The organism is Proteus sp. G2300, assembly GCF_009915965.1.
Classification (GTDB): Bacteria; Pseudomonadota; Gammaproteobacteria; order Enterobacterales; family Enterobacteriaceae; genus Proteus; species Proteus vulgaris.
Genome location: NZ_JAABNK010000025.1, coordinates 396,633 through 411,197, shown reverse-complemented (window position 1 = coordinate 411,197; position 14,565 = coordinate 396,633). Strand labels below are relative to the sequence as shown.

Genomic DNA, 14,565 nt, shown 5'->3' with positions numbered 1-14,565 from the left:
AATGCAGCAATGGCGTAAGACATAGTCGAAAATCAAACAATTTAGTATGCCACAAATACATCGCTTATTGAGTTGAAACATTGTGTTCAATTAAAGAGTGCTGAATTTTTGAACTGAAAATCAGACTCACCGAGATATTGCACCTCTATACAATCGACAACCGTGAGGTTGACGCATTTGTAAAAGACACGAGGTCATCGGTTATCAATAGTGTAATTACGTATGTTGGTGGCACATTATAAAACGTGAAAATAACGAGTAAGTCACAATATGAAAAGAATGTTAATTAACGCAACTCAGCAGGAAGAGTTGCGTGTTGCCCTTGTTGATGGGCAACGCTTGTACGATCTGGATATCGAAAGCCCCGGTCATGAACAGAAAAAAGCGAATATCTATAAAGGTAAAATCACTCGAATTGAACCCAGCTTAGAAGCCGCTTTTGTTGATTATGGTGCGGAACGCCACGGTTTCCTTCCTATTAAAGAAATAGCCCGCGAATATTTTCCTAGTAATTATCACTCCCATGGTCGTCCTAACATCAAAGATGTCTTGAAAGAAGGCCAGGAAGTTATTGTTCAAGTTGATAAAGAAGAGCGTGGTAATAAGGGTGCAGCATTAACCACTTTTATCAGCCTTGCAGGGAGCTATTTGGTGTTAATGCCAAATAATCCTCGTGCAGGTGGTATTTCTCGACGTATCGAAGGTGAAGACCGTACAGAACTTAAAGAAGCCTTATCAAGTCTTGAGATCCCAGATGGCATGGGTCTAATTGTACGTACTGCAGGGGTCGGTAAATCTGCTGAAGCACTACAACAAGATTTAAGCTATCGCCTAAGGCACTGGGATGCCATTAAAAAAGCAGCAGAGAATCGCCCTGCACCTTTTTTAATTCATCAAGAAAGCAACGTAATCGTTCGCGCATTCCGTGACTATTTACGTCCTGATATTGGTGAGATATTAATTGATAACGCAAAAGTCGTTGAAATGGCGCGTAGCCATATTGAAGCGATTGGACGTGGTGATTTTGCTAGCAAAATTCGCCATTACACTGGCGCAGTTCCATTATTTAGCCATTATCAAATTGAATCACAAATCGAGTCTGCGTTTCAACGTGAAGTTCGCTTACCTTCTGGTGGTGCATTAGTTATAGATACTACAGAAGCATTAACGGCGATTGACATTAACTCCTCGCGCTCAACTCGTGGTGGTGACATCGAAGAAACAGCATTCAATACTAACTTAGAAGCAGCTGACGAAATTGCACGCCAATTACGTTTACGCGACCTCGGTGGTTTAATTGTTATCGACTTTATTGACATGACGCCAGTACGCCACCAACGTGAAGTTGAAAATAGAATGCGTGAGGCCGTACGCCAAGATCGTGCCCGTATTCAAATTGGGCGCATCTCTCGCTTTGGCTTATTAGAGATGTCTCGTCAACGTTTAAGTCCTTCATTGGGTGAATCAAGCCATCATGTTTGTCCTCGTTGCTTAGGCACAGGCACTATTCGTGATAACGAATCACTGTCACTTTCTGTGTTACGTCTAATTGAAGAAGAAGCACTGAAAGAAAATACCCATGAAGTTCATGCAATTGTTCCTGTTCAAATCGCCTCTTATTTGCTTAACGAAAAACGTAAAGCAGTAACAGATATTGAACTACGTCAATCTAACGTTAAAGTGGTTATTGTCCCTAATGACCAAATGCAAACTCCTCACTTCTCTGTTATTCGTGTGCGTAAGGGCGAAGAAATTACGTCTCTAAGCTACAACTTAGCGCAATTCCACGAAAATCAGTTAAATGAAACTGAAGACGATGTTGCTACAGAACGTAAAGCACCTGAACAACCTGCTATTTCAGCCTTTGGATTACAAGAAGAAAACACAACTGAAACAACGAAAAGTAAAAAAGTTCCTCAGCCTCAAACTAAGCCTGTTAAATCAGAGCAAGCCCAAGTTCAAGGTACAGGTTTCTTTGCTTCTATTGCAAAATTCTTCTCTAACTTATTTGGTAACGAACCAGAACCTGCGGTAACTCAAGAAAAACCACAGGAAACCAAAAAAGAAAATACAGATAACCGTCGTGAACGTCGTAATAACAACAATCGACGTAACAACAATCGTCGCGACCGTGATAACGATCGTAATCGCGATAACGCGAATAGCGAAGAGAATCGTAAGAATCGTAATCAAAAACCACAACCGACTCCAGCAACTGAAGTCAGTAGTGAACAAGAGATTGCAGAACGTGAAGCGCGCCGCCAACAACGCCGTGAACAACGCGCAGAACAACGTCGTCGCCAAGAAGAAAAACGTCAGCAACAACAGGAAGCTGCGAAAGCACAAGTTGCACTTAGTGAAAAAAATACAACTGAAAAAGACAATGCTGATGAGAAGAAAGAAGAACCTCGTCGCCCTGTTATGCAACGTCGTAATCGTCGTCAATTAACGCAATCTGTACGTGTTACTGATAGCGATACACCGTTAGCCATTGCACCAGTTGCAACAGTTGCAACAACAGAAAAGGCTATTTCAGAACCGCCTGTTGCTATCGCACCAGCTAAAATTGCGCCTACAGAAAAAACAACGCCTAAAGCTATTGCAATAGCAAAAGTTGAAACAAATGAGGCACAACCGGCAAAAGCTCTACCAGATACAGCACCTAAAGCACAAGAGGACAATAAAACTGAAGATAACAACGGGCAAGATAATGTCATGCCTCGTCGTTCTCGCCGTTCACCTCGCCATTTACGTGTCAGTGGCCAACGTCGCCGTCGTTATCGTGATGAACGTACATTAACCGTGTCACCAATGCCTCTAGCCATGGCTGTTGCATCACCTGAACTCGCTTCTGGTAAAGTATGTATTAGTTACCCCGTAACACCAGTAAGTGATGCTCCAATTATTGAGAATAATGTTGAAAACAACAATGAGAGTTTTGTTGAAAAGAACATCATTACTCATGCTGATCCTCAAATGGTCGCTATCGCTCCTGCAGTTTCAGAAACCCTTGTTACAAAAGTTGAACAAGCTGATACTACAGAATCAACCTACACGGTGACTGTTAGTAGTGAATCAACCACGGATGCTGTTGCTGAAATTATTGCAATAGAGCCACAATCAGCGCCAACAGTAGCAAATAACATCATTGAAAATCAAGTTGAAGAAAGTGTTGTCGACAACGTTATCAATGATGTGAATACCGAAGAACATGTCACTCGTAAAGAAAATATTTCTGCGGTATTAAACACAACTGAGGCTTATATGCATGAAGCTTCACAACAAGCGGAAACAAGTACAGAGGTGGCTGAAGAAGTAGCACAAGAGGTTATTGCACCAGCATCAATAGAACGCGAAGTGCGTGAAACGTCTACTCCAGAGCCAGTTGTCACTCCTGTTGAAACCGAAAAAACGGTTGAACAACACAAAGAAAGTGATGTTGAAACTGTTGCTGAGCCTATCGTTGATGCTATGACTGAAAGCCAGTCAGAAGTAAGTTCAGCGCCTGTAGCAAAAGCGGAAACAGTAAAAGAAAGCAAACCGACAACCGTTATTATTCGTCAAGAACCAGTGGTACGCCAACTACACGCAAGCGCACCGATGACGAAAGCACCAGCATCTGATGAAGCCACTGTCGCGGTTGAAATCAAAGCATGGGAAGCTCGTCCTGCTTTTGATAAGAAAGGCCGGACTGGTGCTGGTGGACATTGTTCTACCAACCAAGCTTCATCAGTGATGACGAAAACGGAAAGTCAAGATTGATAATAAGGCATTATTAAGAATATCTTGATAATACTATTAAATTGAGAACTCACTTTTAGTGGGTTCTTTTTTTAACTAAATGAATCAAAATAGTAAAACGTATTGTGCTAAAAATAAGATAAAAAAAACCTCTGAATTTTCTATTCAGAGGCTGAATTTTGCTTAGTAAAACAATCAGTCTTTTAGATCTGGAAGATTTTTAATTTCACCCATCGCTTTTAACTGTTTAGAAAGTTCACGGCGTTCTTTAGATAGATCTGCATTTTTAATAATATAATCATCAACACGATCATCATAGTCGCTACGCATATTTGCGATAATACCCAGTACATCTTCGATAGACATACCTGGTTTAATATATTCACTTAAGTTGTCTAATAAAAGAACACGTTTTTGGTTATCACGGATCTTTTTCTCATTGTCAGTGATCTCACGACGGATTTTGTTTTTACGACGATACATACGCACAAACTCCAGTACGTTTTGGAAAGACGGCTTGTTTGCGTTATCCATTTCCTACACCTTTACAATTGATATTTAAGATAAATAGCTCTCTTTAAGATTATCGCTTAATCGTGTCAATAAACAAGCAAAGTTTACAATTATTACTGAAAAGAGTGATTATCCCTTATACTTTCAGTCTATCTGCCAGTCATTTTAAAACTTTTAAGTCATATCTTTTATCCTATAACATCATGCAGTAGAAAGAGTAAAAGTGTCTCATTTTATTTTTACTCTCCCCTCTATTACAAACTTGAAATCCATATAGCGGATTGAAAAAATCGTCTAGAAGACTGCTATCAATCTCCTTATTTGGTATGCAATTCTTTGGCGAGAGCGAAAAAATATAAAGGCTCATTATTAAGCTCGACATGAATCCTCTTTAATATGACATTTCACGTTTATTATATTATGGTTTACCATGTCTCGATTGAGCATTGCTAGCAATTTTATGCTTGGGGCACATCACTCTCGAAACAGAGATATATAATGTTTAAACCCAACGCAACTAAATAGTGCAAGGGTTAATACTTTTAAATCTCACTTAAAATTTAACTCAATAAGCAAATAAATTTACGGTAGGAAACCTTGTCTAATTCAGCGAAAATGCCCACATTTTATATTCATGATTATGAAACTTTTGGTACACACCCAGCGCTAGATCGCCCTGCTCAGTTCGCAGGTATAAGAACTGACATGGATTTCAATATTATTGAAGATCCTCTCGTGATTTATTGCAAACCTAATGACGATTATTTACCTCACCCTGAAGCAGTGATGATAACGGGAATAACCCCACAAATTGCGTTAAAAAACGGGTTAATCGAAGCTGAATTTACCCGTCAAATTCATCAAGCGTTTAGTCAGCCTAATAGTTGCATTATGGGATATAACAACCTTCGATTTGATGATGAAGTAACCCGTAATATCTTTTATCGTAATTTTTATGATCCTTATGCCTATAGTTGGCAAAAAGGGAATTCTCGGTGGGATTTGCTCGATGTTTTACGCGCCTGTTATGCACTACGCCCAGAAGGTATTGTTTGGCCTGAAAATGAAGACGGTTTCCCAAGCTTTCGTCTGGAGCTATTAACCAAAGCCAATGGCATCTCTCATGAGAATGCGCATGATGCAATGTCCGATGTTTATGCCACCATTGCGATGGCAAAACAATTAAAACAAGCACAACCGCGTATGTTTGATTATTTTTTTAATTTACGTGATAAACGCAAAGTACAGGCACTAATTGATATTCCTGCAATGACGCCAATTGTTCATGTTTCAGGTATGTTTGGAGCAGCACGCTCAAATTTAAGCCTTGTGGCGCCATTGGCATGGCACCCTGATAATCGTAATGCGGTTATTGTGTGTGATTTATCTGCGGATATATCCCCGCTATTAACCTTAACATCAGACCAATTACGTGAGCGTTTATATACGCCACGCAGTGAATTGTCCGTTGATGAACCACCTGTTCCAATTAAATTACTGCATATTAATAAATGCCCTATTGTGGCACCACAAAATACATTAAGACCACAAGATGCAGATAGAATAGGCTTAGATGTTGATGCTTGTTTAAATAACCAAGCCATTTTATTTTCACATCCTGAAATACGCAATAAAGTCGTGGAACTCTTCGCTCAACAATCCCCTTTTGTTGTTTCTGATGATGTTGACTCTCAAATTTATAATGGCTTTTTTAGTGATAACGACCGTAGTGCAATGGACATTATCCGCTCAACACCGCCCCAAAATTTACCCGCTTTAGATTTAACGTTTGAAGATGCAAGAATGGAACCGCTATTTTTCCGCTATCGTGCGAGAAATTATCCTTCCACTCTCAACGATGATGAGCAACAACGTTGGTTAGCTCATAGAAAAGAGATGTTAACGCCAGAAAAACTGACTGAATATATCAATACGATCCAGCTTTTAGCAGAAGAATATAGCGATAACGAAGAGAAGCTAAAACAACTACAAGAGCTTTATTTATATGCTCAAGATATTGCGAGTTAGACAATAAGACAAAAGGCAGGTTTTATCCTGCCTCTCTTTTTAACTTAATAAACACGATATAAAACAATTATTTTTTGATTTCAATACGTTCAGTTTTAACCTCAGCGTGAGCCTGCCCACATCCGCACTCTTCTCCCCAATATTTTAATTTCGAGGTTTTACCTATGCCTGGATTCATACTATTGGTCGGATCGTTATGTTTATAGAACGCTTTTAATTGTGGCTTTGCATAATACAGATGGCCTACATTATGCTCTGCGGGATACTCTGCTCCACGTTTATCTAATAACGCTAACATTTCTGCTTTTAGCGCCTTCGCATCAACACCTTTTTTAATAATGTAGTCCTGATGCATAACGTGACACATAAAATGACCACAATAGAGTTTATAAAGTAATTTACTTTCTATTTCTGGTGGTAATTTTTCAAACCAATCTTTGTCATTACGACGCAATGCAATATCTAATGGCAAGACATCTTCAACGTCATTCACATGAACAGCATGATAACGAACAGCAGCACCAGCGGCAGCAAAACGGTGTAAGAATGCTTTATTACCTTCCTCTTCAGTACATTCAAAATAATCACCCGAAGCTTGTTTAAAATATTCTTTTAAATAGCTAGATGCCTCTTCAATACCGTCATCAGCCATTCTTAACATTAAATGATGTTCATATTTATCGCGGAAATCTGTCATACGCTCAGGTAAATGAGCTGGCCATAATTTGCTCATAAACTGCATGATTCTATCCGCCATGTTTTTAGGCAAAAAAGGCACTTTATTTAATACCGCATCTACTCGCCCTTTCACGGCAAATAAAGTTGGCATTTTATCTGTGCCCAATTTATCAATCACTAAAAATGTATCTTTTCCATATACTTCAGCCATTTTATAGTAGCTTCTATGCATATACTCTCCTGCAACAGGAAGCTTTTTAAAATGACTTAAAATATGGCGACGAATATCTTCAAGTTCATCAGGATTATTAGTGCCAATATAAAAGACTTGGGTGCGATGATCCGCAGGGAATGTATCTAATCGTACCGCAAACACAGATAATTTACCTGCACTCCCCGCAGCTTCATATAAACGACGTTCATCATTATTAAATCGAGAAGGCGTATTGGCATCAACATCACGAACACGTTCATGATATTCATGATCAGACGCTAATTTTTCTGTCACTTGTATTTGTTTCTCGTGGTAATGACGATTATCTAAATTCGTTAGAATCTCTTCTGGGGTTTCACCTAAATCAATACCTAAGTGGTTAACTAATTCAGCTTCACCTTTTTCATTAACTCGTGCATAAAGCGATAATTCAGTGTAAGCAGGCCCTCGACGAACTAAAGCTCCGCCGGAGTTATTACAGATCCCACCAATAACAGAAGCACCAATACAAGACGAGCCAATAACAGAATGAGGTTCACGCCCTAATGGTTTTAATACTTTTTCTAAATGCCACAGCGTACTACCAGGAAAGGCTATAACTTGATTATGTTCTGAAAGAACTTGTATTTTATCTTGGCGTAATGTACTAATAATCACGATATCTCTATCATAATCATCACCATTAGGCGTCGAACCTTCTGTTAATCCCGTATTCGCTGCTTGCATAATAATAATTTTATCAGCTTCAACGCAGGTTTTAAAAACACGCCATTGTTCTAATAAATTGGCAGGAAATACAACCGCTAATGCCTTGCCTTGTCCCGAACGAAAGCCTTTACGATAACGTTCTGTTTTATGTGCTTGTGTTAATACCTGTTTTTTACCAACAATACTTTCAAGTTTACGAATAAAATGTTGATTTACAGAGCTATTACTTTCATTCATGTTCCCTATCCTATTCCTGTCTTGTCTGATTAATTTGTATTTTGCTCGTTTTTATTATTACTCATAAGACTACGTGCAAAATATAAACTTATCATTTATATAACTGCTTTTATACTGCTATCCACATTTCCGAAAAAAATGACATTTTTATGTTCAGTTATTTTTGCTATTAAAAAATATTTTTGATATTTATTTCTTAAATAGAATATAGATAAACCTTAATTTACTATTTTATTCTATTATTAGCTTTTCTCTTGCTAACCGATCCCATGCTTGGCAACTTCGACTTTTATAACTACTTTTATTATTTGCTAATGCTAATTGATATGACAATGTCGGTTCAACAACAGGAAGCACGATTAAGTCATCAATGGGATTTTTATTACACATACTCCCAGGCAATAGTGTTACACCTACACCCGCTTTTACCATCGCTATAATTAAATCTAAATGGTTACTACGTCCTGCAATAATAGGCTTTGTATTATAAATACCGCAGGCGCTATAAACTAAATCATTAATGCGAAAATCTTCAGAGAAAAAAATAAAAGGCTCACTTATTAACTCTTTAAAATGCACTTCTTTTTTGATGGCTAAAGGATGTGATGGAGACACTAATAGCATCAGACTTTCTTTTGAAAAAGGCGTTAATTCAAATATGTCATTATTAAAAGGTAATACCACGGCCGCTGTTTCTACTTTTCCCTCAACCATCGCTTCTGCCATTTGTTTAGTTCCCAATTCAAATATTTTCAGTTCAACCTGAGGGTGTAGAGAACTAAATGCCATAATAATATCGGCAAAATACGTCGAAGCTATTACCGGAGGTAATCCAACATTTAATGTTCCTGTTAATGCTCCTGACTTGTCCTGAAGGGCTTTATTCATACTATTAAATTGTGCGAGTATCTTTTTTGCATGTTCAAAAAGTATCGCGCCATCATCAGTTAATCTTACGCCATCAACTTCTCTTACCAATAAAATAACACCTAATTCATTTTCTAATTTTTTAATGCTACGACTAATTGCAGGCTGAGTAATAAATAGAGCATCAGCAGCTCGGCTAAAACCATTTAATTGAATGACTTCAACAAAATAACGTAATGTACGAATATCCATTAGTAATATTTACCTTATTACATTTAGTTATACCATCAATAATAATAAACCATTTCATATTGATTTATATCCGCGGTAAAACATTAAGCATAATATAAATGAATAATACTATTTTTACAGATTATTATTTGGATATTCTGGAGATAATATGAATAAGACTGTTGTTGAATATATGCTAAACCGATTATATGACTTAGGTATAAGTGATGTTTTTGGTGTTGCCGGTGATTACGCTTTTCCTATAGAAGACACGATTTGTAATAGCAACCATATACGTTGGATTGGTAACTGTAACGAATTAAATGCTGCTTATGCTGCTGATGGTTATGCTCGAATTAAAGGTATGGCTGCGTTATCAACCACATTTGGAGTTGGAGAATTAAGTGCGATTAATGCTATTGCTGGCTCTTATGCAGAAAATCTGCCTATTTTTCATTTAGTTGGGATGCCAGCAAGTGGTGTGCAAAAAAGTAAACGCCTTGTTCACCATACCTTAGGTAATGGTGATTTTGATATTTTTTATCAATTAGCTCAGCGTCTTGCTTGTGCTCATGCAATATTAACGCCAGAAAATTGCATCGCTGAAATGGAACGTTTAATTGCGACAGCATTAAAAGAACGTCGTCCTGTTTATATTGGTTTACCATCTGATTATGCAGTGATGCCAGTGATAGAAAACACCTCTGTTACCACACAGAAAAAACCAATAAGTGATAAAGAAATACTAGAAAAAGTGGTATCACTGATTATTGATAAGCTTACACAAAGCAATAATATCTGCGTATTACCCGGTATTTTATCCACACGTTTAGGGTTATCAGATAATGTCCAAGCTTTTATTGATAAAACAGGTTTACCTTATGCCACTATGTTTATGGATAAAAGCATATTAAATGAATCTAATACTCAATATGTTGGGATGTATGATGGACAATTAATGACGCCAGATGTCAGAGAATTTGTCGAAAATAGTGAATATGTGTTAGGGATCGGAGCAATGATGACCGACTTTAATGCAGGGAGTTTCACTACCAATATTAAACCAGAACAATTTATCAACATCATGCCAAAATATGTTGAAATTGATTCCGTTATCTATTCTTCTGTTTATATGGAAGATATTCTCTCTGAACTAACAAAGCGATTACCGAATAAAACTTATCATCAGATTAAAGTCAAGGGATTAGGAGAAGCAATTTTATCTGATAACGGTAAAGTTACAGCGCAATATCTCTATCCTCGATTAGAGAAATTCTTTAGACCTAACGATATTATTATTGCTGAAACAGGCACATCATCAATGGGATTAGGCTTTGCTCTATTACCAGAAGGTGCTCAGTTCCATAACCAAACATTATGGGGTTCTATTGGTTGGGCAACACCCGCATCATTTGGTGCTGCACTTGCCGCGCCGGATAAACGAGTTATTTTAATTACAGGTGAAGGCTCACATCAATTAACCGTACAAGAAATAAGTCAATTTGTTCGTTTTAGATTAAAACCGATTATTCTTGTTTTAAATAACGATGGTTATTTAATTGAACGATTATTATGTGATTATCCTGAAGCCTATTATAACGATCTTGCTCAATGGAATTATCATCAATTACCTAAAGCTTTCGGTGCCAAAGATTGGCATTGTGTGAAAGTTACAACGATAGATGAGTTAAATAAGGCACTTGAAGTAGCCGAATCAACAGAAAATGCCTCTTACATCGAAATAGTAACAGAGCGATATGAATCTTCTGAATTAGCAAAAAAATTAAAAGAATCTAAAAGTTCGTTATATTCATTCTAAAATAAATGAATAAAATGATAAATGAAGTATTATAAAAAAAATGGATAAAATCTTAGATAACCTTCATTTATTAAGTTAGGTATAAATTAAATGATTGGCATGTTCTAATTTTTATTTTAAATATATAGAGCATGCCAATGTTTCATCCTCACATTTATCATATCGCATTAAAATAATCGTATATTGTAGTAGAAAATAATCAAAACATTATTAATGAATAAATTAAAACCAACTTTAAATATATCTCTTAATATAATACCCTGTCATAAAAAATAAACATAAATAATATAAATTAGCTCCAAACTTTTTGGAGACTATGGCTTATTTTATGAAAAACATTGTAATACCTACCTCGTTAAGCTTCTTTTTTTTACTTTTTTCAAATTCATCATGGTCTGAAACAGATATTTTAGCAACCAAACAACGTATTATAGACCAACGCAATAATTGGCTGGAAGAGATCAAAAATGGTGTCATCACAATTCCCCCTGAAAATGAGTCAAAAACAGCCGAACTAGATAGAATAATAAGCAATAATTATCAAGCTATCACTGGTGAACGGAGAGAACTGGCCGAAGCTGATAAGTCACAGAGCCATTCTTATGTTTTTAATACCTATGCCAATATTTTATTTGGCGATAACGCCAAGTCGATCAATTTTAGCGATATTCAAGCTTACCAAGATCTGAACATATTACATAACACAGGTACATATGCTTATGATCCAAACAAAAAAAGAGCACGCTCGATAGATTTTATCTTAAAAGAACTTTTTTTACGTGGCAGACCTTATCAAGTTATTGATAAGGGAGGTAATTATCTTAACAATTATACCAATATAACAGGTTCATCTTACCCAAGTGGACATACATGGAACGGATATAAGCAAGCTACGGTTTTATCCATATTATTCCCTGAAAAGGGCAGTGAAATGTTTGCCCGAGCAATAGAATATGGTGAAAGTCGAGTTATCGTAGGGGCACACTTTGCAACAGATACCATCGCTTCGAGAATAGGAAATTATTACCTGTTATCACAGATGCTTGCAGATGATGACACTACTCGAACTTTTGTTAAACTTGCCAAAGAAGTCCGCCAGAATGTCGCTAATCAGTGTAAAAGCCTAAATTGTTTAACCACACCGAAAAAAATAACTAACGATGAAGCAGGTTATTATGGAATAAAAGATCCTGAAATTTTACCGATAATTTTCCCCAATAAAATACCCAGTTCAGCCAACAATTTACTACGTTTACGTTTTGCATATTTAACCAAAGAGCAGAGACAATCTATTTTAGCGAGCACAGCCTACCCTAGTAATTCTTTGGCTGGCTGGGCTTCAAACGAAAATGATCCAGATTCTAGCTGGGGATTAATTAATCTTCCTAAAGCCTATAATGGGCCTTCATATTTCTATAATCATTTTATTGTTAATCAAACAAATAATAAATTTGACTTCGCTGAGTTTGGTAAACTTGATGAATGGAAAAATGATATTAGTGGGCCTGGTAAATTAATCAAACAAGGCGATGGCACATTGATCTTATCTGGCAATAACCATTTTGCAGGCGTCGAGGTTAATCAGGGAAATTTACTACTTATAGGCGAAAATCACTATTCAAAAAATTCTTCCATCAATGGTGGTACATTGTTACTTGAAGGAAAATTAAATTCTTTACTGGATATTAATAAAGGAACGTTACTATTAAATAATGGGAGCATAAATTCTCAGGTCAATATCAATGACAAGGGTGTACTTACTGGTAAAGGGAAAATTAAGAAACTAGAAGTGAATTCAGGAGGTATCGTAGCACCAGGCTATTCAATTGGTACGATTAATATAGATGATACTGTGCTCTTTAATTCTGATAGCCACTATCTGGTTGAAGTCAATTCACAAGGTGATAGCGATAAAATAACGAGCCTCGGCACAGTGATACTTAATGGAGGTACAGTTAATGTATCTCTTGAAAAGAATAAAAACCTCCTCACAAAAGACAATGTTCAGAGTCTATATAACACGAAATATACTATTTTAATGGCGGATAAAGGTATTAATGGTAAATTCGCTGATGTTAATCCAAACTATCTTTTTTTAGGAACAACACTATATTACGATCAGAATGCAGTAATATTAAATATCGGAAGAAATAATACTGCTTTTTCAAGCTTGGCAAAAACAAAAAACCAAATATCTATTGCCAATGCAATAGATGCATTACCTTCTGGGCATCCTGTCTATGAAAGCATTGTCGGAATGGATCTAAAAAATGATGTCCGCAATGCCTTTAATGAATTAACTGGTCAAATTCATGCCGATGTTTTATCTAATCAACTTAACGGTAGCCGGCAAATAAAAGAAACACTCCTCTCTCAGGTTAAAAACGCAGAAATACTTAATAGCGAAAAAGAAAGTACAGACAATAAAGGCAATGTCTGGGCTAAAGTCCTTTATAATTGGGAAGATAGCTCAAGTGATGGTAATGCGAATAGCTATGATGCTTCTGCCTATGGTGTACTATTAGGTGCGGATCAGCGTTTTAACAACGATAAAATGCTACTTGGTGTAGCAGCGGGGGTCACCAAAACCTCTCTTTCAGGTTATAACAGTCACGCAAATAGCGAAAACTACCACTTATCACTCTATAGTGGTTATGATTTTAACCGTATCACGCTACGTGCAGGTGTATCGAATACGTTTCATCGTGTCCATACCTCAAAAACGCTCAATTACGTCGCGCAATCAGATAAAAATACGGCTAATTACAATGGGAACACCAACCAGATATTTATCGAAGTGGCTTATCCAATAACTCTTTCGGACACACAATTAGAGCCGTTTGTTAATTTAGAATACGCCAAAACAAAAAACGCTACCATTAACGAGCAAGGAGGCCGTGCAGCCTTACAAGCCCATTCACAAAGTTTAAATTCAACCACATCTACTACAGGGTTACGTTTAAATAACCAGTGGAAACTTAACAATAAATCTAATGTTTCTCTGTATGGCGAACTAGGTTGGTTACACCAATACCACGATATGGAACGAGGTATCAATTTACGTTTCACTAATACCCAACCAACATTTACTGCTAATAGCGTTGATACGGCACGGGATGCTCTTGTGGTTAAAGCAGGAACAACAATCCAAATCAATGAAATATCAAAATTATCAATCGGATATAGTGGATTAACAGCAAAAAATCAGCAAGATAATAGCATTGATATGAAAGTATCTATCTCTTTCTGATTAGGATTTTTTAACACTCCCTCATAATAAAGTGAAGTATTCAACGCGGATAGTTTATAGGAATGAGGCTCTTATTGAGGAATTCTTAACTCTAACTACCTATAACTGATCCGCAATGATAAGTTGCTACATATTATGAGAGTTTAAAATTATCCTCTTATTCACCAAGCCGGATAGTTGATTATCCGTTATGCGGAGAACGAATAAAGCAATTTAGGTAGAAGACTAAATTTAGTTTAAAAAACTTGAGTTAAAATAATTTACTATTGAAATATTTAT

7 protein-coding genes are annotated in these 14,565 nt (G+C 36.8%); 4 read left to right on the top strand and 3 right to left on the bottom strand.

The window, feature by feature from the left end; all coding sequences use genetic code 11:
- Nucleotides 1–270: 270 nt before the first annotated feature.
- On the top strand, nt 271–3,762 hold the full coding sequence (rne, locus tag GWI97_RS17845; RefSeq protein ID WP_161752165.1) for a ribonuclease E: 3,492 nt from the start codon (nt 271–273) through the stop codon (nt 3,760–3,762).
- A gap of 174 nt (nt 3,763–3,936) precedes the next feature.
- Here the strand turns inward: rne and tmaR are convergent, their stop codons facing one another.
- A complete protein-coding gene (tmaR, locus tag GWI97_RS17840; protein ID WP_036937771.1) occupies nt 3,937–4,275 on the bottom strand; it encodes a PTS system regulator TmaR in 339 nt (112 codons plus the stop codon).
- A 576-nt stretch (nt 4,276–4,851) separates the two neighbouring features.
- Between tmaR and sbcB the strand changes: the two genes are divergently transcribed.
- On the top strand, nt 4,852–6,282 hold the full coding sequence (gene sbcB / locus GWI97_RS17835; RefSeq protein ID WP_087803569.1) for an exodeoxyribonuclease I: 1,431 nt from the start codon (nt 4,852–4,854) through the stop codon (nt 6,280–6,282).
- Nucleotides 6,283–6,349: 67 nt separating this feature from the next.
- On the opposite strand, the gene dld is transcribed toward sbcB, so the two are convergent.
- Together dld and GWI97_RS17825 are read right to left on the bottom strand one after the other, a co-directional pair.
- Nucleotides 6,350–8,119, bottom strand: coding sequence for a D-lactate dehydrogenase (gene dld, locus GWI97_RS17830; protein ID WP_036937775.1), 1,770 nt, complete (start codon nt 8,117–8,119; stop codon nt 6,350–6,352).
- 231 nt (nt 8,120–8,350) lie between these two features.
- Entirely contained in the window at nt 8,351–9,238 is an 888-nt protein-coding gene (locus GWI97_RS17825; protein WP_036937777.1) for a LysR family transcriptional regulator, read from the bottom strand.
- A 148-nt stretch (nt 9,239–9,386) separates the two neighbouring features.
- Between GWI97_RS17825 and GWI97_RS17820 the strand changes: the two genes are divergently transcribed.
- Nucleotides 9,387–11,036, top strand: coding sequence for an alpha-keto acid decarboxylase family protein (locus GWI97_RS17820; RefSeq protein WP_161752164.1), 1,650 nt, complete (start codon nt 9,387–9,389; stop codon nt 11,034–11,036).
- 316 nt (nt 11,037–11,352) lie between these two features.
- On the top strand, nt 11,353–14,286 hold the full coding sequence (locus GWI97_RS17815; protein WP_161752163.1) for an autotransporter domain-containing protein: 2,934 nt from the start codon (nt 11,353–11,355) through the stop codon (nt 14,284–14,286).
- Nucleotides 14,287–14,565: the final 279 nt, after the last annotated feature.